The sequence below is a fragment of the Thermosynechococcus vestitus BP-1 genome (assembly GCF_000011345.1).
GTDB lineage: Bacteria > Cyanobacteriota > Cyanobacteriia > Thermosynechococcales > Thermosynechococcaceae > Thermosynechococcus > Thermosynechococcus vestitus.
This window is the reverse complement of sequence record NC_004113.1, coordinates 761,485-786,519: the sequence shown is the minus strand read 5'-3', so window position 1 is coordinate 786,519 and position 25,035 is coordinate 761,485. Positions and strand designations below refer to the sequence as shown.

The following is a 25,035-nucleotide window of genomic DNA, read 5'->3' as shown; positions in this document are numbered from 1 at the left end:
GCAATCTACTTGTGGCTCTATCATACACAATAGACTAGTGGGAGTATTGCCAAAACACTTGGAGCGATTGAAATGCCGACACCCGCCTTGCTGGTTCTCGCCGATGGTTCAGTCTTTCGCGGTTTTTCCTTTGGGGCACCGGGGACAGCCATTGGGGAGGTGGTCTTTAATACCGGCATGACGGGTTATCAAGAGGTGCTTACCGACCCTAGTTATTATGGTCAAATTGTGACATTCACCTACCCTGAGTTGGGCAATACGGGAACCACCCCCGAAGACGATGAATCCGATCGCCCCCAAGTGCGCGGTGCTGTTGCTCGCAATATCTGTGATATTCCCAGTAACTGGCGATCGCAACAATCGTTACCTGATTACCTCAAAGCCCATCGAATTCCTGCGATTTATGGGATTGACACCCGCGCCCTCACCCGCAAAATTCGCACCGTCGGTGCCATGAATGGCGGCATTTCCACAGAAATCCTTGACCCCGTTGAACTGCTGCAAAAAGTCCTTGCCGCCCCCAGTATGCAGGGACAAAACCTAGCGAAAGTGGTGACCACCCGCACCCCCTATGAATGGACAGAGCCAACGCCCGCCGCCTGGGAATTTCGTCCGCAAACCGCTACCGAAGAGCCACCCTTGACGGTTGTGGCCATTGATTTTGGCGTGAAGCGCAACATTCTCCGTCGCTTGGCCAGCTATGGCTGCCGTGTGATTGTTGTGCCGGCGGATACGCCAGCGGAAACGATTCTCAGCTATGACCCCGATGGCATTTTCCTTTCCAATGGCCCGGGCGACCCGGCGGCAGTTCAGGAAGGCATTGAAACCACGCGCAAATTACTAGGGGCGCAGCGGCCCATGTTTGGCATTTGTTTAGGGCATCAGTTGTTGGGACTCTCCTTGGGAGCAGAAACCTTCAAGCTGAAGTTTGGTCACCGGGGGTTGAACCAGCCCGCTGGCCTGACACAGGAAGTGGAAATTACCAGCCAAAACCACGGCTTTGCTATCACCGCAGAATCCCTTGCCCAAACTCCCGTAGAGATTACTCACTTTAACCTCAATGACAAAACCGTTGCGGGTTTGAAGCACCAAACATTGCCAATTTTCTCGGTGCAGTACCACCCGGAGGCCAGCCCTGGCCCCCATGATGCCGATTATCTCTTTGGCGAGTTTGTAGCGCAAATGCGTGCCTATCGTCAACAACATCCCCGCCGCCAATGAAAGGGCGATCGCTCACCCCCTATCTCTTTCTTGCCCCTGCCTTGGGGTTGCTCACACTGACGGTCTTTTGGCCAGCCCTACAGGCTTTTTTCCTCAGTTTCACCCGCTATGAAACCGATCTCCTGAGCCCCCCCGTGTGGGTAGGAGGGGCCAATTTTGCGCAGTTGTGGCGCGATGGCGTCTTCTGGAAAACCTTGGGCAATACTTTTCTCTATCTAGTGGTGGTGGTGCCAATTCTGGCGATCGCTCCCCTACTGCTGGCAATTCTCGTCAATCAACCCCTGCGGGGCATCCACTGGTTTCGTGCGGCCTACTACAGCCCCGTAATTATCTCAATGGTGGTGGCGGGGATTGCCTGGCGCTGGCTCTATGCCCCCAATGGCCTCTTAAATCAACTGGTACAGGGTCTGCATCTGCGGGATACCCCCATTCCTTGGCTGACGAGTCCGCGCCTCGCTCTCTTTAGTGTCATGGCTGTTACCGTCTGGAAAGGCTTGGGCTACTACATGGTGATCTATCTAGCGGGACTTCAGGGGATTAGCGGTGAACTGTACGAAGCGGCGGCGATCGATGGCAGTGACGGCTGGCAACAGCATTGGGATATTACGCTGCCACTGATGCGCCCCTATATTCTGTTGGTGAGTATTATCTCAGCAATTTCTGCCACCAAGGTCTTTGAAGAAGTCTATGTCATGACCCAGGGGGGTCCCCTCAATAGCTCCAAAACCATTGTTTATTACATCTACGAGAATGCCTTTCAGCGCTTAGAGGTGAACTACGCCTGTACGATGGGGCTGATTTTATTCCTGTTTATCCTGTCTTTGTCCCTCTTAAATCTCAAGCTTGGTCGCCAGGTGGAAATGCCCCTTAACTAACCACCTGCATGCCTTGAATCAACCATTGATTGCCGCGACGGATAAAGGTATAAATGACCCGGTAGGGATCGCTATAGGAAATATCAGTGCGCAGGGTTCCCTGTTCATAGAAACGGGCATCCTCGTTGACTTCTGCCAACACCTCCACACGATCGCTCCTTTGGAGGCGGACTTCCTTCACTTCTAAGTTCTTTAGGGTATAAACCCAATAGCTGCCCTCGGACTTTAAGCCCTGTGCCCGCGATCGCCAGCGGCTGAGTTCTGGCTCCGCCAAAATCGTTGTTAGTTTGTCCACCTCAAATGGTCGCCCAAGGGCTTGGGCTTTAATTTGCTGCCAAGTGTGGAGGCGATCGCGCGCCATCTCTGGTGTTAAAGTGATGGCTAAGGTCGTCGGTTGTGGCGTTGGGGTCGGCGTTGCCACAGGAGTTGGTGCCGGTGTCACCGGCGGCGGGGGGGCTTCAGCGGTTTTGGCGGGCCAATAGACTTTTGCCAACGCCCCTAAACCCACAAGAACCACTCCTGCACCCATCCAAAACCAAGTCTGACGTTTTTGGGCGCAACGGTTTCGAGGGCTGCGCCGTTTGCGAGGCGATGGTTGGGGCATCGATGTCCCCGTTGCAGTTGCAGAAGGGGTAAAAGCCGATGCCGAAAGGCCCTGACCCAGCCGACTCTGATCCTGCAACGGTAACGTTTCCGCTGTGAAGGAGAGGGGAGGGGGCACGGCCACCGTTGGTCTGATCACTTCAGGGAGCGCAGAGGCAGTGGTCGCAGGGGGTTCAGGGGCAATGGAGTCCTCACTGAGAGCCTCTAGATAGGTTTGGACATTGGCATCAGCAAAGTAAGCCTCCAAGGCCACGGGTGTTTCCCCCAAGTCCCGAAATGCAGGATAAATTTCCTCCGTGAGCCATTGTGTGGTGTAGTAATAAAGCCCCGGCAGTCGATCGCCAGCCTCACCGGCATGACGGCGGATAAAGTCCAGAGTCGGTTGATCTTGGCTGTGGTCAAGAGCTGCCAAGGCCTCGGTGGGCTGTCCCAAAAGCAGCAAGCAACTGGCAAGTTCAAGATAGACGTCTTGATGGGGGAGCAGCTGCTGCAATAAATCCTTGGCCCGACAAATATAGCTCGGCTGCAGTTCATGCACTCCCCGTGCTACCAAGGCATGTACCGCAAGGTAGGTGGCCACCGCTGAGGGACGCCGCGATTCCCGTTCAAAGAGTTCCTGTTGTTCTGCCACGGTAAGATGGCTGCGCAGTTGCAAAATAAATTTCAGAAAATCCTCAACTGTTAGTCCTGAGCGATCGTCACCGCGCCCCTCAATGCCCCCGCGCTCACTCAGCATTTGCCGCAGCAATAAAATACCCCGCTGCCGATTCGCACTATCGGACAAAGGCAGTGCCAGTAATTCCAGAATGCGGTAGGGACGCAGCCGATTCAGTTCCGTCTGAAACTGCTCCTGGAGCTCGGGAAACAAATTTACCCGCTGAAGTACCTGGAGACCGGCTTCTAGCTGAGAGGCGGCTGATTCATAGGACTGCCGCTGCCATTCCTCCCGTCCCAATTCCAGATAGGCCAAAGCCACAGTGAGGGTAATGTCGGCAACGGCGGCAGGGGAAGTGTAGGGGCGATTGCGCTCAAAAACATCCTTTTTAAGAAAGGCGTCTCCCAGGTTGACAACTTGGGCATAATTTCCTAGTTCATACAGCAGTAGGAGTGCCCCCGACAATTGCTCATCACTAATTTCAATGTGGGGAGTGGTGGCATCGGGATCCAACTGGGCAATCAAATCATCGGGATCAACGGTACGGCAGTGGCGATCGTAGGCATCGCGCTGCTCCGGTTCTCGCAAAACTGCATAGGCCTGCTCAATGAGTTCGCGACGGGTGGCAACTGTGGTGGGGGAGTGCTGATGGGTAGGGAGCTGCAACAGCCGGTCCCGAAAGGCCTGCTCAATTTGCTCCGGCGTTGCCTGAATAGGCACACCCAACACTTGGTAATAATCGAGGGGAATGCGCACCTGAACCCAAACCTTTATAGGATGAACCCGTCTATCAACGATGACAGCACACTCACGTGCAGCCAATAGCAACAGAGAGCCTTTGCCAGCAGTGACTCAACGTTTAGAAATAACAGGGAATAGTGTTCCCCCCAAAAGGGAGTATCAAGCGTTTTAGGGTATCACAATTTCTGTCCCTCAGTGCAACTCTGAGGAGAGACGGGGTGGCTTAACCGCGTACTTTTGCTGTAAAGCCAGAGGCCTTAAATTGTTCTAAGTGCAAAGGCTCTGGTTGGTTGTAGGGTACACTAATGCGAATTTCAAACTCGCTAATGCCGGGTGGAATGACATCAATTGCACCGACCCGAGTGCGGTTTTGCAACACTGGATTACCATTGGCATCGTAGATGCGGCCAAAGACATCGGCATCTACTACCGTTTTGCCGGATTTATTCTCTGCTTTACCAGTAATCAGGTAGCAGTTGGCCTTGAGGGTGGTACCCCCGGGTGTGACTGAACCTTCACCAATTTCTGGCGGACATTTGTGGTAATTCAGGTCAAAGAGCCGCACTTGAATACCAGCGATCGCCGGCAGTGTGGCAAGACTTGACCAGCACAGGACACTCAGGAGCAGACACACCACGCCTCGCCGCAGATATCCCACAAACCGATTTGCACCCATGGTCATTGCTCAGCACATCAATACGTCCCCATTATCCCACAGTGGTCAAAATCCACAGATCAACAGCTCCCAGGAGCAGCGTCAAGAGAGCCAAAATACCATACATCCAAGGTTGAGCCAGGGGCTTAATGATGTCTGTGGGCAATCCCGTATGGGCTTCAATGGCACGCATCATTTGGGCAAACCCCGCCACGCGCATGGGCAAAAGATAGCCCTGACCTGTGGCAGTCACCAGATAATAGACCAAGCCCCCTTGGCTGGTACTACGGGGTTGAAGCCCTTGGATGTCTGACCAAGTGAGTTGCCACTGCCGCCGCAGGAAGGGGGGAACCCAACGGGGATAGGTGAGGCGGATTCCCACAGCATCGAGTTCTACCCGTTGACTCAGCGCCCCCCAGAGGAACACACCCCCGAGGGCGATCGCCCCCCAAAGCAGCCGGGGTGAAACGGGAGCCGCCGTCTGGGTCGCCAAAAAGGGTAGGGGAAGCGTGAGTGCACCATAGAGGGCAGTGAGTGTTCCAGAAATCAGGGGCGAGGTTTTGAAGCAGAGGGGTTCAGTCATTGTCGGTGCCTCAAGGGGTCATCATCATGCATCAATAGAATAACCAAGTGGCAAAGGCATATTTCGTCCCCTGAACCACGGGCAAGGCGGCATGGGGATGGGTGTAGTAGGCGGGAAAGACAACAATATCCCCGGTTCGGGGGGTGATCTTTACCCCTTGGCGATCAAAATAGGTTTCTCCCCCTTGGAAGTCCTCATTGAGATAGCCGACAAGACTCACATCCCGGGTCGGGATTCCCTGGGCTAGTTCCATTTGCCGACTGCCCAGCAATAGGTTGTCCACGTGGCGGCGATAGCCCTCCCCCACCCGATAGCGCAGGACCGAGAAGTTTTCAATTTCAGGAAAGCGAATTCCATAGTGCTGGTAGAGGACGATTTGAATTGTTTGCGTGGCCTGGAGAAGCATCTGCCGCACCATTGCCTGTTGGGGGTCTTGGGGATCAAAGCGGAGCAAACTGCCGCCGCGCACTGAGCGATCGACTGTCCCCATGAGAATTTGCGCATCCTCAAACCCCACCTTCTCAGCTGTAGCAATCACCTGCTGACAGTGATGAACCGGAATTAAACGCTGGAAAAGGAGAATGTCACCCCCCAAGTCAAGAATTTGCAGTGGTGCGGTACTCATAGGGACTGGTTATTTCTAGGATTCAGTCTAGGGAAGGCGCACTAGCAACGGCACTTTGCTCTGAACATTGCCACTCACTATCACCTCTTGGCGATCAAGCCACCCTTTTGCCCGCTGGCCCTGAACTTGAATGTGGGGATTGCTCTGGCGGTAAAAGACTCCCCCTTGGGCTTCAACTTCCTGCTGGGGAATCCGCCAAATCAGTTGAGCTGTGCGTAGTTGGGCATTAGGGCGCTGGATGTCCACCTGACCGCGAGCTTCTAGCCGCTGTTGGGGAATCCACCAATTGAGGCGTTGGGCACGCAGTTGTGACTGTTGCGGTTGGCTATTGATTTGGACATTGTCAAAGATGGCGCGCTTTTCAGCAATCAGGAAGACACCACGATTGGCCTGCCCTTCAATGCCTTGGCTGGGATAGCTGACCCGCAGGGGGCGATCGCTCACCAATTGCTGTTGGGGAATTAACCAGTGCACCGTTTCTCCTGCAATGCGTAGAGCAGGGTTAGGAAGCTGCACTCGGACATCCCCCTCCAGCGTGACTCGTTGATCGCTAATTGACCAGATGGCCCTTTGGGCTTGCAGCCGCTGCCCTTGGCGATCGCCCGCCACAGCGACGACTGTGACCCCCCCTTGACCGATCACCCCTGCCAACAGTCGATTGGTCTGCTGCTGCCACACTAAACTTTCTGTCTTGAGCCGCAAATCCTTGGCCTCCTTGGCGGCCGCGCTCACCTGAACGGTATCGAGGGCCCGCAGTTCTTGACGTTGGCTATCGGCTTCGAGGCGCTTAGCCGTCACGGTCACTTGGGGATAGCGGGCCTGCAGGTTTTTCTGGGCAATGAGTACCCCGCGATCGCCCTGCCAAACCAATTGATCGGCAATAATCGTCCCCTTTTGCTGCAGATCAGTGACGGTGGTGCGACCTTCAACCCAAAGTTGGCCCTCCCGCTGCCGCACATTGACTGCCTTGGCCTGCACCTTGTAGGTGGTTTTACCCTCTGCCTTTAATTCCCCGGTTAGATTTTGAATCTCCAATTGCTGGCGATCGTCATCGCGATAGCGCGCCCCGGCCGCCTGCAACAACCAGAGGAGTTGGCCTTTAGCGTTGGTTTGCCGCAGGGTCAGATGTTGCAGCTTGACATCACCCGTGATTTCTGGTTCTGGAGATGACTCCTCCCCCACCCATTGATCCACCCAGCCACAGCCTGCCAAGGCGAGTACAAGGCAAAGGAGGAAGAGGGGTCTAGGCAGAGGCATTGTTGTCTAGGTTCTCTAGATACTGTCGTCACGAGATTGATGCCCAAATGGCGATACAACGGATGTGCACAGCAGCAAGGAAAGAAGCCGTATTTTTGGCGTATCGCGTGGCAATACCTCGCCAACGCTTGAGATGCAAAAAAGCATTCTCAACCAGATGACGAAGCCGATACAACTGCTTGTCGCATTCACGTCGCTGTCTGCGATGTCTGCGCGAAGGGATGACAGGCTGCATCCCATGCTCTTTGGCTTGGGCGATGAGGGCATCACTGTCGTAGCCTTTGTCCGCCAACAGGTACTTTGCATCGATTCCTTCGATCAAGGTTGCAGCTTGGCGACAATCCGCAGTGGTACCTGCTGTGATAACCATTCGCAGCGGCATACCATGCGCATCCACGGCCAGATGTATCTTGGTATTGAGCCCCCTTTTGTACGGCCCATGTCTTGGTTGCCGCCTTTGGCCCCTGTGGCATGAGGGTGGACTTTGACATGAGTAGCATCGATGATCAACCATTCGTAATCGGGCTCGTCGATCAACTGCTCAAGGACCTTTTCCCACACGCCTTTGTCTCGCCAGCGGCAGAACCTTCGATGCACGTTCTTCCAATCTCCGTACTCCGGGGGTAAATCCCGCCAAGGGGCGCCGGTGCGCAGTATCCAGAACACCGCATTGATGAACTGCCGGTTGTCTTTCGCCACACCCCCCCAGCTCCCTCGGCGTCCAGGTAGATGCGGTTCCAACCGCTCCCAAACCCGGTCGGAAATATCGTGGCGACGGTAGTCAGGTGTCCTCATGGCACGGTCCTATAATACAGTCCAGACACACGCTCAGTATCTCATAAACTCGTGACGGCACTATCTAGGCTATCGGGTGACTCATTGCCGGCAGCTTCCTCCTTCCTTTCGGCTTGCTCCCAATGGGGAGTAACAATGGGAGGTGGCGTCAAGCTACCAGTCATAGGACGGTAGGTGTAGGTTGGTCGGGGTGCTTTTTGGATTTCTTCGCGAATGCTCTCTAGATCGATGTAGCGATCGGCAACGTTAATTAGGCTATCGCTGGTCATCGATCGCAGGCTCACCACCTCGACCCTTGCCCCTCGGTAACTCACCGCATCCACGGCATAGGCCAAGTCCCCATCACCGCTGACCAAGATGGCAGTATCATAGCAACCCACCAGGGCCATCATATCCACGGCAATTTCGACGTCAAGGTTCGCCTTTTTAGAGCCGTCCGGCAGTTGGACGAGTTCCTTGGAGACGACACGATAGCCGTTGCGGCGCATCCACAGCAGAAACCCCTGCTGTTTTTCATTGGTGGGGTCAACCCCCGTGTAGAAGAAGGAGCGAAAGAGACGGGAGCCTTGGGTCAAGTGGCAGAGGAGTTTTGAATAGTCAATTTCAATGCCCAGTTGCAGCGCTGCATAGAATAGGTTGGAGCCATCAATAAAGATGGCAACGCGCCCACGGTTTTGTAACACCTGTTCTGGCGTGTAAATAACTGAAGACGAAGGTGTAACCATGCAGAAATCATCTCAAAAAAAGTGTGTTATCGAAATATGAAGTCATACCTCTAGGGTATCGCGCGTCAAGGGGAATCGGCGACAGTTGCAGGCAGCAACAGTTTTTGGAAAATCGGCTCTGGATTGGCCAGAGGTTGTGACGCAGGTAAAACACCCCACTGGGCTTGGCGATCGCCCAAAAGGTCTGGGGCAATTGATCCGTTAAATCTAATACTATAGCCCAACTGCCCATAGATGGCCTCACTCAGTTGGGGGATAATCGGGGCAAGCACATAGGCCACAAGGCGCACTGACTCCAATACACAGTACAGAATCTCCGCCACCGCTGCGGTTTCTCCTGCCCTATAGCGTTTCCACGGTGCCTCTTCATCAAGGAACTTATTCCCTGCCCTGGCCAGGGTCAGGGCCTGTTGACAGACCTCATGGAAGGCTAGTTGCCGATACCCTTGGCCATAGGTTTGGCTGAGGTGCTCTGCCAGTTGCCGCAGTGGATGCTCTCGCGGAATCGCTGCCCCTTGGACATTGGGTACCTTCCCATCGGTGTATTTCCAAGCCATTTTTAGGGTGCGATTGAGCAAATTCCCCAGATCATTGGCCAGATCCGCATTGAGAATAGTCACAAAGCGGGTCTCACTAAAGTCGCCATCGCGGCCAAACTCCACTTCTTTCATGAAGTAGTAGCGCACTGCATCGGCACCGTATTGCGCCACCAAGGCAAAGGGATCAAGGGTATTCCCCAGACTTTTGCCCATTTTTTGACCATCCTTGGTTAGAAAGCCATGGACAAAAATTTGTTCTGGTAGGGGCAAGCCCGCCGACATCAACATTGCTGGCCAAGAGATTCCATGGAAGCGGAGAATATCCTTACCAATAATGTGCAGGTTAATGGGCCACCAGGTTTTGAGGGCATTGGCCAAGGTCGGCTCATCTTCTGGTTCCAAGAGAGCAGTGACATAGCCCAAGAGGGCATCAAACCAGACGTAGAGGGTCTGCTCCGGATCCGTGGGCACGGGAAACCCCCAAGCCAGATTCACCCGCGAAATGGAAAAGTCCTGAAGCCCTCGCTCAATAAAACTCAGCACCTCATTGCGACGGCTGGGGGGCTGAACAAAGTCAGGATGTTCAGCGTAGTGGTCTAGGAGCGCCTGCTGATATTTCGAGAGGCGGAAAAAGTAGTTGCGCTCGTCTCGCCATTCCACCGTCCGATTCACATGGATTGGGCAGCGCCGACCCTCAAGCAGTTCCCGTTCTTCCTTGAATTCTTCACACTCGACACAGTACCAACCCTGCTGCTGACCTAGATAAATGTCGCCGTTGTCCCAAACCCGCTGGAAAAACTCGTTGACAATGGCGTGGTGGCGAGGACTGGTGGTGCGGCTAAAGCGATCGTAGTGGATATTCAGTTGTTGCCAGAGGGCTTGGAAACCAGCGGCAATTTCATCGCAGTGGGCTTGGGGACTGAGACCCCGTTGTTGTGCTGTGCGCTCAATTTTTTGGCCATGCTCATCGGTACCGGTAATGAACCGCACCTGATAGCCCTGCAAACGATAAAAGCGAGCAAGAACATCGGCAGCAATAGTCGTGTAGGCACTGCCAATGTGGGGAAGGGCATTGACGTAGTACAGGGGGGTCGTCAGTGAAAAGTGCGGTGACAAGCAGTGTTTCTCCCTAGGAAGTCGAGGAAATTGCGTTATTTATCATAGTGCCATTAGGAACCGCCTACGGGCGATCGCCCACCGCCAGATCCACCCAAGGACTCAGGGGGCCTTCCTGCTCCCTGCCATTGGCTGCCAAGTCACTGTGGCAAAGGAATAGGCGATCGCTCACCCGCGCACATAAATCCACCAGTAAATGCTCCAAACGTTCTGACTCCAATTGCCAGACCCGTGCCCTGGGACTCGCCGACCCCTGCCGCAAAAACATGGGTGCCTGCCAGAGACATTGCAAGCCGCCATCCTGCCAACGTGGACTACCAGCATCTAACCAAAAATGCCAGGGATGGGCGAGTTGAGCGCTGCGATATTGAAACGTTGTCGCCAGTAAGACCCCTTGGGGCTGCCGCAGGGGAGGCGCTGGATCTGCGGTCACCGTTCCCCGCCGCAGCAGGTAAATCCATTCCCGCAGCCGCTCAGCTGTTGGTGTGGCTCGCTGCCCTGGGAGGTGATCATAAATTTGCCAGTAGGCAGCCGTGCCCTCAAGGAGCGATCGCAGGGGGGCCAACTCACTGGCTGTTAGGTGTTGCGGCCAGAGATAGCGTTGAATTGCCGCCTCCAGGAGATACACCGGCATCTGGCTGGCATCTAGTGTACTCAGCCACTGTCGCAACGTCTCATAGGCTGCCGTGGCACGATAGCCAAAGCGATCCCAGTGGCTATAGTGGGTGTACGGTAGCAGCTCAGCTTGCTCCAGCCCCGGCTGAAAACAATAGCAAGAGAGCAGGCCTGCCCGCACGGCGTCAATCTCTCGCGGCAGCAAAACCGTTAGCATCTCCGCAACCGCCGTTGCCTCTGGGATGATTCCTGTTCGTGGATAAACGAACAGCAACAGCGTCAAAAGGGCACGCACATGGGGGGATTGAATCAAGGGGCGTTGCTCATTCAGGATCACAAGGGGAACCCCCCGTTTTTCGAGTTCACTACTGAGGACATAGCGGGCAATACTATCTACACCGGGGGCAAGAATGGCAATCTCTGCTGGCTGCACTACCCCCTGCTCCACGGCAGTGGCAATCGTTTCCACAACTTCCTGTAACAATTGCATCCGCGAAGTGGTTTGAATCGCGGTAATGGTTTGAGGCAGCGTCAATTGGGGCGTGCCCAGGCGTTCTTGAATGGCGACCCGTAGATTAGTTTTACCGAAAATCGTTTCTGGACAGTGGCTTAACTCCGTCACCGTAGCTTGGTTTTGCAGAGGGAGAAAGGCATCGGGATCGGCGCCAAGCCCCAGACGGACGGCGCTAATGGGTTGGTGGCTAAGGACAATCTTGATCCCCTGTTGGTTCAAGCGGGTGATCAAGTCTGCCATCACCGCGGGATAGTTATGGGTGTTGTCGGCCAGGAGACACTGAAACCGCTGCCCCAAGGAAGCTTGGTAACGGGGATGGTCAAGGAGAACGCGGCCAAATAAATCGGTGGTAATGCCATAGGTGAGAAGGCTGTGGTCAGTACACCACCTTTGCCACTGTTTTAGGGCGGTGACGATCGCCCCCACAGTTTCTGAAGGCATCTCAAGCTGATGATCCCCAATGAGTTGGGGTAGATCATCCAGGCGGAGGCGGGCAAAAGCACAGAGTTGAAAAATATCCAGAAGGTGGCGAGTGGCGCGATCGGCGCAGCGGAGGGGTTCACAATTCTCACCCAGGGCAGCAAAGGTGTTGTTCTCCAGCCAAGGCTGCCACAGCCGCTGTGCCCACATCAACTCTGTTTCTGGTTTGAGATGTAAGGGGGGGTGAGGATGAACAGCATTGGCCTCGACCAGCAGCGGCCAAAAAAGTTCCACCTCCTGCTGCATGAAGCCCACTGGCGTGGCGATATAGGGCCGATAGCCACTGCCCAACTGCGACTGAATTTCCCTTTGGATGGCTTGGCGGCCTTCCACTGTATCCGTCAAAAAGAGGAGCGATCGCTCGCGGGGAATCACTGAGGTGTTCTGTTGAACCCATTGGGCAAATTCCCTCACCAGTGCATAGGTTTTGCCGCTGCGACTACCGCCACTGATCCACTGCAACACTGCCAACCAAGCGCCCAAAGTCAATTTGCTACGATTCTATCTATCCTATCGCCTATCGATTGACTGCTTTTGCGGTAGCCATTGAGAACAACAGCAATGTCCAGCAATCCCTTTATTGGCCTTAGAAACTGGATCAGGGGTGCACAACAGTGGTATCTCACAACTCCTAAGCGCGCCCTACAGGAAGCCTATGAAGCCGCTCTGAAAATTCGCGCGATTGAACTGGAACACTTTGACGGTCAACCCATTAGTCCCCTCAATCTGCCCGTGGGAGAAGTCTCTAGCTATTTTGAGACAGAGCTAAAACAACTGCTGAAAACCATTCGTATGCGGATGATGGAGTTTCGGGCCAGCCGTCAAATTTTGCCCCTTGCTCCTTTCCAAAGCCCCCCCACTCCTGTCAACGAGGGTATCAATGGTGCAACGGAAACCTATACGGTCACGGCTACCGTCAGTAGCACGACGGCGGAACCCAGCGTTTATGAAAAGCTGCGGGTCATTGATGCCACCCTCAATCGCTATAAACGGCAGCGGGAAAAGGAACTCGATGCCCTAGCCCGCCCCAGCCTCAGTCGCCAAGACCCCCAACAACGCCAGCAGGCGGCCGCCCTGGACAAAATCGCGGAGGATTCTCTTTATCTCTCGGAATATATCAGTGATGATCTCACTAGTGATTCCAAACTGGATAGCAGCAGCTTTATTCCCCGCTCGATTTTGCGCACCGCCGATCGCTTTCGCCGTGAACTCAATTCCGATGAGGCCACTGAAGCTGAAGTCGTTCGTGATTTTCGCACCTCAAAGCTGCGGACCCGCCTGGCGGTTCGTTTTATGCTGTTGCTGGTGATTTTGCCCCTGTTGACCCAGCAAATTTCCAAGGCGCTCATCGTCAGCCCCCTGGTTAACCACTTTAAGGCGGTGGGGCAAATTGAACGGATCATTAACTCCCAACTGGAGGATAACATCCTTGATGAACTGGCCCGCTTTGAGAACAAAATTCGCTTTGAAAGCCTTGTGAGTAATGTGCCGATTGCCCCCGAGGAGATTCAAAACCGCATCCGCGAAAAGGCGATCGAGCTCTCCACAGAATACCAAAAGGAACTGATTGAACCTCTAAAAAACATCCTCTCCGATGCCTTGGGTTTTACGGTCTTTTTGGCACTGGTGTTTACGGGTCAACGGCAACTGGCGATTGTTAAGACCTTTTTGGATGAGGTGGTCTATGGCCTCAGTGACAGCGCCAAGGCCTTTATGATTATTCTATTTACGGATGTCTTTGTCGGCTTCCACTCTCCCCACGGCTGGGAGGTGCTGGTGAATAATACCCTCGAGCACTTTGGCTTTCCTCGCAATGAGGACTTTATCAATATGTTCATCGCCACCTTTCCAGTGATGCTGGATACAGTGTTTAAGTATTGGATTTTCCGTTATCTCAACCAGATTTCCCCTTCGGCAGTGGCCACCTACAAGAATATGAACGAGTAGCTAGGAGCGCATCACTGGCTAGGGAATGGAACAGATCGTGGCCGGTCGGGGTTGTGGGGGCGATCGCCCGCCAGATAGGAGGCCTTGTCATTCCTGTTGAAGAATGTGTAACGGGTGGCCCATTTCTCCTCTAACGTGTGCTTGATGGGGTCACCGGAACTCTCACCGCAGATGGTATAACTCAAGAAAGGCTTTGATATCCCTCAGCGTCAGACCAAGGGTAGGAACGTTTGATAAAACTCAGGGGAGCAAAGAGACGATAGCCACCACGGGTTAGCCCTAACTCCCCATAGTCGCGAATCCTGTTGAAGGGGAGACTGCTGCTGTATTTATGGCAGTGCTGCCTAGATCAGCGAGCACGGGATTTTAGAGAGTTTAGAGAGGAGGAGAGACGCTCCTCAATGTTCTGCTCTCGAGAGGCCAGAGACCCCTTTCAGAAATTTAGCCATCTGCGCTATAATGACAAAGCTACGCGGATGTGGCGGAATTGGTATACGCGCACGTTTGAGGGGCGTGTGGCTTTGCCTTGCGAGTTCGAGTCTCGCCATCCGCATTCCCTTTTCCCCAGAAGAGCATCCAGGAGGGGGGCGATCGCCCCCGTAGCATTGCAAATCCAAGCTGCAGTGAGGACAAGGTCCCTGAGGGGAAACTGGCCATCAGCAGCATTTTGGCGATACAGTGAAAAAGGGCAAGGGGCACAACATCCATCCGCCCAGAAGACTTTTTCCTGCCTTGTTATGGATGCATGTCCTTGAGCAAGTCCACAACTGACTGTCTACACCTCTCGGGAATGCGTTACTACGGCTATACCGGCGCTCTCCCAGAGGAACAAATTCTGGGCCAGTGGTTTGAGATTGATATTAGACTGTGGTTTGATATGACAACTGCTGCCGCCAGCGATCGTCTGGAGGACACCCTTGACTATCGCCCCCTTTTGCAAGCCATTGAGCAGTTAATGCAGCAGCAACGGTTTCAGTTAATCGAGACCCTAGCGGCAGCCATTATGAACCTTTGCCTGGCACCGCCCCAAGTGCAGCGGGCTGCTGTGCGTGTGACGAAACTTGCCCCGCCAGTGCCCAACTTTACGGGTCAAATTAGTGTCGAAATGGTACGCCCCCATGCCGAATCGCCTTAGCCAGTGCCAAAGCCTCTATTTGCGCAAGCATGCCGAAAACCCCATTGACTGGTGGCCGTGGTGTGATGAAGCCCTGGCCAAAGCAGCCGCTGAGGATCGGGTGATTTTTCTGTCCATTGGCTATTCCAGCTGCCACTGGTGCACTGTGATGGAGGGGGAAGCCTTCTCGGATCTGGAGATTGCCGCCTATCTCAATACCTATTTCCTGCCGATTAAGGTGGATCGCGAGGAGCGGCCCGATATTGACAGCATCTATATGCAGGCGTTGCAACTGATGACGGGGCAAGGGGGCTGGCCGCTGAATATCTTTCTCACCCCTGAGGATCGGCGTCCCTTTTATGGGGGAACCTACTTTCCGGTGCAGCCGCGCTATGGCCGCCCAGGATTTTTGCAGGTGTTGCAGGCGGTGCGTCGCTTCTACGACCAAGAAAAAGAGAAGCTGGCTGCCCACCAGGCCACCCTATGGCAATATCTGGCACCCTCCACCGAGATGGGAGAGGCCATCCCCCTGACGGAAGAACTCCTAAGGGCAGGAATTCGCGAAGTAACGCCAATTTTGCGCGATCGCCCCCAAGGCACCTGCTTCCCCATGATGCCCTATGCCCAAATGCTCCTACAGGGGCTGGCTTTTAGTCCCAATCCCCCAGAACTGTTGCACCTGTGTCGGCTGCGGGGACAGCACCTTCTGCAGGGGGGCATCTATGACCACGTTGGCGGCGGCTGGCATCGCTACACCGTGGATCCTCAGTGGACAGTGCCCCACTTTGAAAAAATGCTCTACGACAATGGCCAGATTGTGACCTATTTAGCGCGGCTGTGGCAGCAGGGCGATCGCTCTCCCCAGATTCCCGCGGCAATTGCCCAAACCATTCAATGGCTCGATCGCGAAATGACCGCCCCTGAGGGCTACTTCTATGCAGCGCAGGATGCCGATAGCTTTCTCAGCCCTACGGATTCAGAGCCAGAGGAGGGCGCCTTTTACTGCTGGTCCTATGCTGAGCTGGAGGCCACCCTCAGCCCCACCGAATTCACCCAACTCCAGAGCTATTTTGACATCTCTGCCGGGGGCAACTTTGAGGGCAAAATTGTGCTCAAGCAGGTGCGCCTCCCAGAGGATCCTCAGGTGCTGGCGCCGATTCTGCGCAAACTCTTTGCCCGCCGCTACGGTGCCGATACGCCCATGGATCAGCCCTTTCCCGTGGCCACCGATAATGCCACTGCCAAAGGACGGGCCTGGCCAGGACGGATTCCCCCCGTCACCGATACAAAAATGATTTTGGCTTGGAATAGCCTGATGATTACTGGCTTGGCAACGGCAGCCCAAGTCTGGCGGGAGCGCACCTACTGGCAGCGAGCGGCCAAAGCGGCCCAATGGCTCCACGAGCAGCAATATCGGCAGGGCAAACTCTACCGCCTCAACTATGGAGGCACTGTGGCGGAGGTGGCTCAGGCCGAGGATTATGCCTACTGGATCCAAGCCCTCCTTGCCCTGCATCAAGCGAGTTTAGCCGTGGGGGAGACAGCCCAGCCGTGGTTGGCGTTGGCCACTCAGTATCAAACCCTATTTGATCAGGAATTGGGGGCAAAAGATGGCGGCTACTACAATGCACCAGAGCGACCTGATTTAATTGTCCGTCAGCGAGAAGGATTAGATAATGCCACACCTTCTGCCAACGGGGTGGCGATCGCCAACTTGGTTCAACTCTTTTTGCTCACAGAAAATCCTACCTACCTCGAACAGGCAGAAAAGGGACTGCGCTTTTTTAGCCGACTCATGCAGGAGGCCCCCCAAAGCTGTCCAAGCCTCTTGGCGGCGTTGCAGTGGTATCTACGCCCTCTCTGTGTCCAAGTTCGCTCCGATCAGCTAGCCCCCCTCTGGGATCGCTATTTACCCACCGCCGTGCTCAAAGTTCGCGATGACCTAGAGCCTGTGGCCTTGGTTTGTGAAGGCCTGTGCTGCCGTGAACCGGCACTAACCCCCGCCCAACTACAACAACAACTGGATGATCTCTATGGCTGAAGCATTGCAACGTACCCCCCTCTATCCTCTACATCAGGGAGCACGGTTTACCCCCTTTGGCGATTGGGAGATGCCCCTCCAGTACAGCAGTATTTTGCAGGAACACCAAGCCGTACGGCAGCAGGTGGGGATGTTTGATATTTCCCACATGGGCAAGTTGGTGCTGCGGGGAGAGGGAGTACTAGGGGCGCTGCAAACCTTAGTGCCCACGAATCTGAGCCAGCTACAGCCCGGCCAAGCAAAATACACCGTTCTCCTGAACGAGGCCGGGGGCATTGTCGATGATGTCATTCTCTACATGGGTGATGGCCAAGTCCGCTGTATTGTGAATGCGGCTACCACTGCCAAGGACTGGGCATGGTTTCAAAAGTATTTACCCGCCAGTATTGAGGTGATTGATGAGTCGGCGAGCCAGGTGTTGATTGCTCTCCAAGGGCCGGCGGCGACGGCAACGCTGTCTCCCTTGTGCGATCGCCCCCTAGGGGAGATCAAGACCTATCGCCATGCTCCAGTGAACCTACTGGGACAGCCTGCTTGGATAGCGCGCACCGGCTACACAGGTGAAGATGGTTGGGAAATTCTTGTCCCCGCCGAACTGGGGCAACAGTTGTGGCAAACCCTGTTGGCGGCAGGTGTGACTCCCTGTGGGTTGGGGGCGCGCGATACGCTGCGGTTGGAGGCCGCCATGCTCCTCTACGGCCAGGATATGGATGAGCAAACTACCCCCCTAGAGGCGGGTCTCGATGGGTTAATTGATTGGCAAAAGCCCGATTTTGTGGGTCGTGCTGCCCTTTTAGCTCAAAAGCAGCAGGGCATTGAGCGGCAATTGGTGGGGTTAGAACTACTGGGCAAAGGCATTGCTCGCCACGGCTACCCAATCTACGCAGGAGCCCAGGCCGTGGGGGAGGTTACCAGTGGCACCCTATCTCCCACGTTGGGGAAGGCGATCGCCCTTGGCTATGTCTTTCCAGAGTTTGCCCACATAGGTCGTGAACTGGCGGTGCAGGTGCGCGATCGCTGGGTGCCAGCGGTGGTGGTGCCTCGACCCTTTTATCGCCGGCCGCGGTCAACGGCTAAAATTTGATCTATCCGCGGTAAAACGTCATTCATACTGGAATCATGCTGGAAACTTGCCCACGCTGTGGCGCCCGTTTAGGGAAACCCTTGTCCTCTGGTCGCCAAGTGTGTAGTGCCTGCGGCTGGAGTACGGTTGTCGTTGAGCGATCCTCCCCACCACCGCCAACGGGGTTACCGCTGCTATTGAATCAGCTCGCGCGGTTGATCAAACGTTTTTTCCAGTATTTGGGGGTGCGACTGCAGCTATTGTGGCGATCGCTGAGCTCCCGTTCTCAGCAGCAACAGCCTCGCCGCAATCTCTGGGAGAGCTTGGTGAGAAAGCTGCAACACCTTGAGGAGAAAATTCCCAGCGGTGATCCCAACAGAGAGTGGCTGACTCCCGAAGAGGCTTTTCAACGCCTAGGGGGAGACCTCAACAATCCCCACTCCAAGGTGAGCAGCCTCGATGGCAAACGGCGGATTGGCTTATCTGCCTTTCGGCGACTGGTGAATACTGCCGAGTATGCGGATTTTGGTTTCCAGTATTCCAGCGATCGCCACGCCAAAAATTTACCCTATCTGCGCCCTCTGTCTCGTCAACCCTAGGGCGATCGCAAGCTGAGAATAATTTGCCACTCCGATTCAGTAACCGGTTGGACCGAAAGACGGCAGCCCTTTTGCAGCAGCAGCATCCCTTCAAGGCCGCGGGTTTGCCGCAGTTCCGACAGCGGAAGTGGGGGCAAAAAGTCACGGCGATACTGGATATCCACCATCAACCAGCGGGGATTGTCAGGGGTGCTTTTGGGGTCAAAGTAGGGACTGTCGGGGTTCCAAGCAAAGTGATCGGGATAGGCGGGCCTGACAACTTCAGCAATGCCCATGATTGCCGGTGGGTTGGCATTACTGTGGTAGAAAAGCACGCGATCGCCCACCTGCATGTGATCGCGCATAAAATTGCGGGCTTGGTAGTTGCGCACCCCTTCCCAACAGGTGGTTTGTTGTGGAGCTGCCTTCAAATCCTCCCAGGAAAAAACGCTAGGTTCCGACTTCAGTAACCAAATGCCTGCCATCAAAGAGTCTCTAACTAGCGGTTTAGAGGTCTGCTGTGCCCATACTACAGCGTAGCAAATCCGCCACCGTCCCACAGTAGGGAGTTAGCCCCAAGGCCTGAGGATTGAGAAGCGTCTCATAGGTAAAGTTGCGGTAGTTCAAGCAGAAATAATCCCAAGGGGACATCTGCACGCGAAACACGCGCACAAGGAAGTTGATCACTGGCAAGGTCAAGGGGATTTGGCCATAGACGCGGAGCTTGGCAGCGGCACACAACTGCGCCAGCATCTCATTGACAGTGATTGGCGGGTTACCCAGAGCGACGCGGCGCGGTACCGGATACTCCGGATGCTGCAATAGGTAAAGAACCACTTGGGCAATATCACGGGCATGGATAAAGTGAAAACTGGCATCGGCGCGGAAAAAGCGAGCCAGCCACAACCACTTGAGGACTTCCCCCATGCCTGCGGTGATAAAGGAGGGACGCTTGCCATCGGGGCCACCGCCAAAAACCATCGTTGGAAAAAGTTCAATCAGGCGATCGGCCACAGGCAATTCCTCAATGGCCTGAAGGCAGGCATACTTTGAGCGAATATAGTCCGTGCCTAGGGTACCAGCCTCCGGCAGGGGTTGCATCTGATGATTGAGAATACTGGCTGTTGAAAAATAAAATACCCGCTGGCAGCGTTGCGGATCCAGTTGTCTGAGGAGCTGGCAGGTTTGCTCGTAGTTAATGGCAAAGACATTACTCCCCCCCCAGGCGGTTGCCGTCAGGATGGCCACATCAAAGGTGGGTAGTAGCGGTTCCAACGGCGCTAGATCCATCAAATCTGCCTGAACCACATTCACCCCCGATCGCTGGCGAGGATCAATATATAAGCGTGACGGATCCCGCACCAGTAAAAACAACTCATGATCCGTCTGTTGGATCAGGGCCTCAGAAATGTATTGACCAATGCAGCCATTGGCACCGGTGATGAGAATTCGCATTAGGCGAGGGACTTCACCCAGTCAAAGAGAAAGGCCACATTTTCCTCAGGGGTACCTTGAAGAACGCCATGGCCCAGGTTAAAGATATATTTTCCCTTGCGGCCCGCCTCAATGATGGCCAAAGACCGCTCTTTGAGGACTGGCTGCGGCGCAAAGAGGATCACAGGGTCTAAATTTCCCTGCAGGCCAACACTTGGGGGAAACTGCTGACGAATGGTGCCAAGATCAACGGTCCAGTCGAGGCTGACAATGTCTACTCCCGTTGCTGCCATGCGATCCACAATTGCAGCACTGCCATTGATGTAGAGGATGATGGGCACATCAGGATAGACCGCTTTGACCTGCTGGATCACCTGCTTTTGGTAGGGAAACGCAAAGGTGTCGTAGTCCTGACGGCTGAGTTGACCTGCCCAGGAGTCAAAAAGTTGCACCACTTGGGCGCCACAGTCAATTTGATAGCAGAGGTAGTCAGCAATGGCCGTGGCCAAATGGTTTAGGAATTTGTGGAGCAGGTCTGGCTCGCGGTAGGCCATGGTTTTAATTTGGATGTAGTCCTTAGAGCTTTTGCCCTCAATGGCATAGGCGGCAAGGGTCCAGGGGGCACCGGCAAACCCCAGTACTGCGGCGCGATCGCCCACTTCTTGGCGCAGTGTCGCCAGAATTGGACGAATAAAGGGACAAGCCGCCTCTGGCTCCAGGGGATGGAGGTGTTGCACCTGCTCTAGGGTGCGGATGGGCGGATCAATGATCGGTCCTTTACTTTCAACAATGTCAAAGGGAATGCCGATCCCAGGCAAGGGGGTGAGAATGTCCGAAAAGAGAATCACACCGTCGGGAGCAAAGGCGCGAAACGGTTGCAGCGAAATTTCAATAGCCAGTTCAGGAATTTCCGATCGCTGGCGAAACGAGGGGTAGCGATCGCGCAGGTCACGATAGACCTTCATGTAGCGCCCAGCTTGCCGCATCAGCCAAATGGGGGGACGCTCAACGCTTTCACCACGGGCAGCACGTAGGAGTAAAGGGGTGGTCATCCTAAAATGTGTAATTCCAATCGTTTTCCATCGCTCTGCAGGAGTCGCTCAGCAAGCCCTATTGCACTCAGGTGTTGCCTGCGATTCACAGAGTTTAACCCTACAATCATACCCTAGGGGGCGATCGCTCCCACACCCTAAGAAGAGAATTCCCTTGCTTGACATGCGGCGGAGCCGATTGCCCATCCTTGAAAAATGCTGACCCCCTAGGGGTCTTTTTGCAGGAGTGAGTTACTTCCCCCACCTAATCAACGAGAGAGATTGGGGTAAATCCGCAGCCGCCGGTTTGGCTCCTCACCAAAGCTACAGGAGGTCAACTGGTAGTGCTCAATCAACTCGTGTTGCATCCGCCGAATCTTGGCCGATCGCGGCAGTAGCTCCACCGCTTGCCCCTTGGGAATAACAATTTCTTCCACCGCTAAGCGCGCCTCTTCAAGGGCTTCTAATTCATCATCACTCCCCGTTGGACTAAAGAGGGACAGATCAGCCGATTCTGCGGGGCTGGGATCTTCAATGCCCAGCAGATGCCGTAGTCCCCGAACAATTTGCGCCATACTGTTGGCTTTGATGGCATGGATGGGGAGATGGTGAATATGGGCAAGGTGACGCAGTTTGCTTTCCCCCTTAAGATGGGAGCGGAGCGTCAAAATCACATCCGCTTGATCAATGTCCTTAGTGACAATAATGGGCAGGTTCAGGGTGCGAACTGCTTGCTCCAAATGATGGCGGCTGACGGCGTAGGGAAAGACGTGGAGGGGGAGCTCTTCACCATTTGGACCGACCGTGGGGGCATCCAATGTCGCTTCGAGTAATTGGGCAAAATTCGCCCGCAGGGGTTCTTTGTTGGCATCAACGACGGGTAACATCTGGCCACTCTCACGCCAGGAGGGACGCTCAGGCACAGATTTGACTTCCAATCGCTGGGGGGCAGGTTCAGGGCGACTAATCACCACTGAGCCATCGGCAGCAATGCTACGAATTTCGGGAACTGGCTGGCGACCCCGCAACAGGAGATCCACACTGGCGGCCACATCGAGATGCACAACCCAGCGATCGCGCTCTAGCATTTCCACGGCCATTTGAAAGGTGGGTGGTGCTTTGCGTTCAAGAACACTCTTTTGGGTGCCCCGCCGCCGTGCTTCCTCATCGCCAAGGGTGACCGATTGAATGCCCCCCACCAAATCCGCGAGGGTGGGGTTTTTCATCAGGTTCTCAATTTGGTTGCCGTGGGCAGTCCCAATCAGTTGTACGCCTCGCTCAGCAATGGTGCGTGCCGCTAAGGCCTCTAGTTCTGTGCCAATCTCATCAATGACAATCACTTGGGGCATGTGGTTTTCCACCGCCTCAATCATCACCTGATGCTGCAGTTCTGGCCGTGCCACCTGCATTCGCCGTGCTTTGCCAATGGCCGGATGGGGAATATCACCGTCGCCAGCAATTTCATTGGAGGTGTCAATAATCACCACCCGCTTGTGCAACTCATCTGCCAGGACGCGGGCAATTTCCCGTAGAGCCGTTGTTTTACCGACCCCCGGACGCCCCAAGAGCAAAATGGACTGGCCACTTTCAACTAAGTCGCGAATCATGCCAATGGTGCCAAAGACCGCTCGCCCCACCCGGCAGGTCAAGCCAATAATTGTTCCTTGGCGATTGCGCAGGGCACTAATACGGTGCAGCGTACGCTCAATCCCAGCGCGATTGTCACCACTAAACTCGCCCACCCGATCCACGGCATATTGCAACATCTCACGGCTGACGGGGGTCTCGGCAAGGTATTGGGTGCTGTGGATAAACCGCGCTTCCGGCAATCGTCCCAAATCTAGCACAATTTCTAGGAGTTCTTCCCGCTGCGGATGATCGGTGAGGGACTGTCCAAGGGGCGGCGGTAGGATGGCTAATAACTGATCGAGATCGTCAGTGACTTGGCGTTGTCCAGCAGTCAATTCAACCATAGGGCACAGAGAGTGACGGGACAGATTTCAACGGAGAAACAAGGCTGGCTGCTTCAGCGACAGCCGCTGCAAGGACAGCAGGAACAGTTTGCCAGGGTTGGTCGGCGATCGCGTGGAAAGGGGCAAGGCGTTTGCGGGCATAACTACCATAGGCAACACCAGCAATTCCCCCTGGGGCTAATAGTCCCATTGCCCTGAGTTTAGCAACCGTATGACCATTTGTGCCGCCCGCCAACTGCACAAATCCGGGTAAGTTTGCCCCCAAAATCGCCTGACCAAATTGAATGGTGGCTCGCGTTGTGCCATCGCCAATATCGCCACTCATGGGACGGCCATCTGCCTGCCAAATGAGAGCACAGGCCAAAGGTTGAATCTGCCTATTGATCCAACGCAAATAGTCAATTATCCTCTCCCCTTGGGGACAACTGATGGCCAGCACTTGCAAATAGGGTACCCAAGGGTGCACTCGCTGCCAAAGCTCCTCAAAGGCACGGTAACGTTGGGGTTGGGTGTGGATTTCGAGGGCTTGGATTGTGCCAGCCCTAATCAGGGGCGTGATGTCTTCAAATACTGCGGGTTGCTCATCGGTGCTAATCAACCCCCAGGGACACAGGGGTAAACAGCGGCCACAGCCATAACAGCGATCGCGCACCACCCCTTGCACCTGTTCATGAAAACGAATCGCCTCCGCAGGACAAATGCGTTCACAGGGGCGATCGCACCCTGGCGGACAGCGACTTGGATCAAATCTGGCCTTCCGAAAATGGGGGTCCGCCCCATCGTTAATGCTCACCATCAGTAGGGGGCGAGTGGCACCAAGGCTGGCGGCAACGGTCAGGGCCTCGTTGGCTGCGTAAATCACCGCAGGGTCGGCGGCCACATCGATACAATCAGCCCCTGCAAGGGCATAGGCCAACGTCAGGTTATAAATTTGGGCAACATCTTGGAAACTGGCACCGTTAATGAGTTTGAACCAACGATGTGCCGCTAAAGCCGCTAGGGGGGCAGCAAAATCAGCCATGGATATATTTTATGCATTTTCAGGATTCAGCGTCGTCGTGACGCATCATCTGCTGTAGGGCTTGGAGGCCTTTTTTAATCTGCCGAGAGACCGTGACGGCACTGAGGCCCAAAAGTTCAGCGGTTTCTTTTTGACTCAAATCACGCAAAAAGACAAATTCCAGAATTTGACAGGTGCGAGCTTCCAATTTGCGCAGACACTGCTGCAAACGAATACGGTCTTCCTCGGCCAGTTGAAAACTTTGGTACCGTTGATCGGGCAGGATGTCACCGAGGGCAACGGACTCTTCCTCCCCCTCAAAGGTGGGAGCATCAAGGCTGACAGGGGTGGTGTGGTAGCTGGCAAATTTTGCCGCTTGCCATTCCTCAAGGGGGACATCGAGGGCTTGGGCAATTTCGCTATCGGTGGGGGGGCGCTCCAGTTGTTGGCGTAATTCCTGAATGACTCGCTTTCCTTGGCTTTGCAATGTTTGCCAACGTCGGGGGAGGCGAATTTGGGGACTCTTGTCCCGCAGGTAGTGTTGAATCTCACCCCGAATATAGGGAATCGCGAAGGAACTAAAGGCCACTCCCTTAGTTGGGTCAAAGCGTTCAATGGCGCGAATCAGACCCAGAGTGCCCACTTGCATGAGGTCGTCAAAGCTTTCTTGGGTGCACTGTACCCAGCGATGGGCTTCCTTGCGTACCAATCCTATGTTCAACTCAACAAGGCGATTCCGCAATTCGGGGGCAGGGTTGTCTCGGTATGCCTGCAACAGCGAAAGGGTGGAATGCTTTAGGTCAGTATTGGCTGTCGTGCTGGACATAGAATAGACCCTTGGGTTTCCCTACTGTG

22 protein-coding genes and 1 tRNA gene are annotated in these 25,035 nt (G+C 54.7%); 8 read left to right on the top strand and 15 right to left on the bottom strand.

Annotation, left to right across the window (positions count from 1 at the left end; translation table 11 throughout):
• Positions 1-72: 72 nt before the first annotated feature.
• Together carA and TLL_RS03855 are read left to right on the top strand one after the other, a co-directional pair.
• Positions 73-1,221: a glutamine-hydrolyzing carbamoyl-phosphate synthase small subunit gene (gene carA / locus TLL_RS03860; RefSeq protein ID WP_011056605.1), complete on the top strand. Its 1,149-nt coding sequence runs from the start codon at positions 73-75 to the stop codon at positions 1,219-1,221.
• Positions 1,218-2,096: a carbohydrate ABC transporter permease gene (locus TLL_RS03855; RefSeq protein ID WP_011056604.1), complete on the top strand. Its 879-nt coding sequence runs from the start codon at positions 1,218-1,220 to the stop codon at positions 2,094-2,096. Before carA ends, TLL_RS03855 begins: the two co-directional genes overlap by 4 nt.
• Here the strand turns inward: TLL_RS03855 and TLL_RS03850 are convergent.
• The 9 genes from TLL_RS03850 to TLL_RS03810 form a co-directional block, all read right to left on the bottom strand.
• Complete coding sequence (locus tag TLL_RS03850) at positions 2,089-4,182, bottom strand: IMS domain-containing protein (RefSeq protein ID WP_164920754.1); 2,094 nt, start codon at positions 4,180-4,182, stop codon at positions 2,089-2,091. The genes TLL_RS03855 and TLL_RS03850 overlap by 8 nt on opposite strands.
• 136 nt (positions 4,183-4,318) lie before the next feature.
• Positions 4,319-4,777 (bottom strand): hypothetical protein, encoded by a 459-nt coding sequence (locus TLL_RS03845; protein ID WP_011056602.1) that lies wholly within the window; start codon positions 4,775-4,777, stop codon positions 4,319-4,321.
• A 25-nt stretch (positions 4,778-4,802) separates the two neighbouring features.
• Complete coding sequence (locus TLL_RS03840) at positions 4,803-5,333, bottom strand: hypothetical protein (RefSeq protein WP_011056601.1); 531 nt, start codon at positions 5,331-5,333, stop codon at positions 4,803-4,805.
• Positions 5,334-5,364: 31 nt separating this feature from the next.
• On the bottom strand, positions 5,365-5,958 hold the full coding sequence (locus TLL_RS03835; RefSeq protein WP_011056600.1) for a prolyl hydroxylase family protein: 594 nt from the start codon (positions 5,956-5,958) through the stop codon (positions 5,365-5,367).
• A gap of 27 nt (positions 5,959-5,985) precedes the next feature.
• Positions 5,986-7,215, bottom strand: a complete 1,230-nt coding sequence (gene lptC, locus TLL_RS03830) for an LPS export ABC transporter periplasmic protein LptC (RefSeq protein ID WP_011056599.1) — start codon at positions 7,213-7,215, stop codon at positions 5,986-5,988.
• 28 nt (positions 7,216-7,243) lie between these two features.
• A protein-coding gene (locus TLL_RS13485; protein WP_315862510.1) for an IS5-like element ISTel4 family transposase occupies positions 7,244-8,010 on the bottom strand; the annotation gives its coding sequence in 2 pieces (ribosomal slippage) (positions 7,244-7,659 and positions 7,659-8,010; 768 coding nt in all).
• A gap of 41 nt (positions 8,011-8,051) precedes the next feature.
• Entirely contained in the window at positions 8,052-8,735 is a 684-nt protein-coding gene (locus TLL_RS03820) for an NYN domain-containing protein (protein ID WP_011056598.1), read from the bottom strand.
• A gap of 65 nt (positions 8,736-8,800) precedes the next feature.
• Positions 8,801-10,390 (bottom strand): methionine--tRNA ligase, encoded by a 1,590-nt coding sequence (gene metG, locus TLL_RS03815; RefSeq protein ID WP_011056597.1) that lies wholly within the window; start codon positions 10,388-10,390, stop codon positions 8,801-8,803.
• Between the two features lie 64 nt (positions 10,391-10,454).
• On the bottom strand, positions 10,455-12,482 hold the full coding sequence (locus TLL_RS03810) for a recombinase family protein (RefSeq protein WP_164920752.1): 2,028 nt from the start codon (positions 12,480-12,482) through the stop codon (positions 10,455-10,457).
• 78 nt (positions 12,483-12,560) lie between these two features.
• On the opposite strand from TLL_RS03810, the gene pxcA reads away from it, so the two are divergent.
• The 6 genes from pxcA (at position 12,561) to TLL_RS03780 (ending at position 18,763) form a co-directional block, all read left to right on the top strand.
• Positions 12,561-13,946: a proton extrusion protein PcxA gene (gene pxcA, locus TLL_RS03805; protein ID WP_011056595.1), complete on the top strand. Its 1,386-nt coding sequence runs from the start codon at positions 12,561-12,563 to the stop codon at positions 13,944-13,946.
• Between the two features lie 472 nt (positions 13,947-14,418).
• Positions 14,419-14,499 (top strand) — tRNA-Leu (locus TLL_RS03800).
• A gap of 192 nt (positions 14,500-14,691) precedes the next feature.
• A complete protein-coding gene (gene folB / locus TLL_RS03795; RefSeq protein ID WP_011056594.1) occupies positions 14,692-15,081 on the top strand; it encodes a dihydroneopterin aldolase in 390 nt (129 codons plus the stop codon).
• Positions 15,065-17,101 carry a thioredoxin domain-containing protein gene (locus tag TLL_RS03790; protein ID WP_164920751.1) on the top strand — a complete coding sequence of 679 codons (2,037 nt, stop codon included), beginning with the start codon at positions 15,065-15,067 and terminating at the stop codon, positions 17,099-17,101. The genes folB and TLL_RS03790 overlap by 17 nt, the downstream gene beginning before the upstream one ends.
• The gene (gene gcvT / locus TLL_RS03785) at positions 17,085-18,185 is read left to right on the top strand and encodes a glycine cleavage system aminomethyltransferase GcvT (RefSeq protein WP_011056592.1); all 1,101 of its coding nucleotides are present in this window, start codon (positions 17,085-17,087) and stop codon (positions 18,183-18,185) included. The genes TLL_RS03790 and gcvT overlap by 17 nt, the downstream gene beginning before the upstream one ends.
• 35 nt (positions 18,186-18,220) lie before the next feature.
• The gene (locus TLL_RS03780; RefSeq protein WP_011056591.1) at positions 18,221-18,763 is read left to right on the top strand and encodes a hypothetical protein; all 543 of its coding nucleotides are present in this window, start codon (positions 18,221-18,223) and stop codon (positions 18,761-18,763) included.
• Here the strand turns inward: TLL_RS03780 and TLL_RS03775 are convergent.
• From TLL_RS03775 to TLL_RS03750, 6 genes are all read right to left on the bottom strand, one after another.
• The gene (locus TLL_RS03775) at positions 18,760-19,227 is read right to left on the bottom strand and encodes an EVE domain-containing protein (protein ID WP_164920750.1); all 468 of its coding nucleotides are present in this window, start codon (positions 19,225-19,227) and stop codon (positions 18,760-18,762) included. The two genes, TLL_RS03780 and TLL_RS03775, sit on opposite strands and share 4 nt — an antisense overlap.
• A gap of 22 nt (positions 19,228-19,249) precedes the next feature.
• Positions 19,250-20,197: an NAD-dependent epimerase/dehydratase family protein gene (locus tag TLL_RS03770; RefSeq protein ID WP_011056589.1), complete on the bottom strand. Its 948-nt coding sequence runs from the start codon at positions 20,195-20,197 to the stop codon at positions 19,250-19,252.
• Entirely contained in the window at positions 20,197-21,228 is a 1,032-nt protein-coding gene (hemE, locus tag TLL_RS03765; protein WP_011056588.1) for a uroporphyrinogen decarboxylase, read from the bottom strand. The genes TLL_RS03770 and hemE overlap by 1 nt, the downstream gene beginning before the upstream one ends.
• Positions 21,229-21,476: 248 nt before the next feature.
• The gene (locus tag TLL_RS03760; protein WP_011056587.1) at positions 21,477-23,180 is read right to left on the bottom strand and encodes a R3H domain-containing nucleic acid-binding protein; all 1,704 of its coding nucleotides are present in this window, start codon (positions 23,178-23,180) and stop codon (positions 21,477-21,479) included.
• Positions 23,173-24,201, bottom strand: coding sequence for a circadian clock protein LdpA (gene ldpA / locus TLL_RS03755; protein ID WP_011056586.1), 1,029 nt, complete (start codon positions 24,199-24,201; stop codon positions 23,173-23,175). The genes TLL_RS03760 and ldpA overlap by 8 nt, the downstream gene beginning before the upstream one ends.
• Before the next feature lie 19 nt (positions 24,202-24,220).
• Positions 24,221-25,006 (bottom strand): RNA polymerase sigma factor SigF, encoded by a 786-nt coding sequence (locus TLL_RS03750; RefSeq protein WP_011056585.1) that lies wholly within the window; start codon positions 25,004-25,006, stop codon positions 24,221-24,223.
• Positions 25,007-25,035: the final 29 nt, after the last annotated feature.

Coding starts and splice junctions, on each gene's coding strand:
- carA (WP_011056605.1), top strand. CDS start 73: ATGCCGACACCCGCCTTGCTGGTTCTCGCCGATGGTTCAGTCTTTCGC.
- TLL_RS03855 (WP_011056604.1), top strand. CDS start 1,218: ATGAAAGGGCGATCGCTCACCCCCTATCTCTTTCTTGCCCCTGCCTTG.
- TLL_RS03845 (WP_011056602.1), bottom strand. CDS start 4,777: ATGACCATGGGTGCAAATCGGTTTGTGGGATATCTGCGGCGAGGCGTG.
- TLL_RS03840 (WP_011056601.1), bottom strand. CDS start 5,333: ATGACTGAACCCCTCTGCTTCAAAACCTCGCCCCTGATTTCTGGAACA.
- TLL_RS03835 (WP_011056600.1), bottom strand. CDS start 5,958: ATGAGTACCGCACCACTGCAAATTCTTGACTTGGGGGGTGACATTCTC.
- lptC (WP_011056599.1), bottom strand. CDS start 7,215: ATGCCTCTGCCTAGACCCCTCTTCCTCCTTTGCCTTGTACTCGCCTTG.
- TLL_RS03820 (WP_011056598.1), bottom strand. CDS start 8,735: ATGGTTACACCTTCGTCTTCAGTTATTTACACGCCAGAACAGGTGTTA.
- pxcA (WP_011056595.1), top strand. CDS start 12,561: ATGTCCAGCAATCCCTTTATTGGCCTTAGAAACTGGATCAGGGGTGCA.
- folB (WP_011056594.1), top strand. CDS start 14,692: ATGTCCTTGAGCAAGTCCACAACTGACTGTCTACACCTCTCGGGAATG.
- TLL_RS03790 (WP_164920751.1), top strand. CDS start 15,065: ATGCCGAATCGCCTTAGCCAGTGCCAAAGCCTCTATTTGCGCAAGCAT.
- gcvT (WP_011056592.1), top strand. CDS start 17,085: ATGATCTCTATGGCTGAAGCATTGCAACGTACCCCCCTCTATCCTCTA.
- TLL_RS03780 (WP_011056591.1), top strand. CDS start 18,221: ATGCTGGAAACTTGCCCACGCTGTGGCGCCCGTTTAGGGAAACCCTTG.
- TLL_RS03775 (WP_164920750.1), bottom strand. CDS start 19,227: ATGGCAGGCATTTGGTTACTGAAGTCGGAACCTAGCGTTTTTTCCTGG.
- TLL_RS03770 (WP_011056589.1), bottom strand. CDS start 20,197: ATGCGAATTCTCATCACCGGTGCCAATGGCTGCATTGGTCAATACATT.
- hemE (WP_011056588.1), bottom strand. CDS start 21,228: ATGACCACCCCTTTACTCCTACGTGCTGCCCGTGGTGAAAGCGTTGAG.
- TLL_RS03760 (WP_011056587.1), bottom strand. CDS start 23,180: ATGGTTGAATTGACTGCTGGACAACGCCAAGTCACTGACGATCTCGAT.
- ldpA (WP_011056586.1), bottom strand. CDS start 24,201: ATGGCTGATTTTGCTGCCCCCCTAGCGGCTTTAGCGGCACATCGTTGG.
- TLL_RS03750 (WP_011056585.1), bottom strand. CDS start 25,006: ATGTCCAGCACGACAGCCAATACTGACCTAAAGCATTCCACCCTTTCG.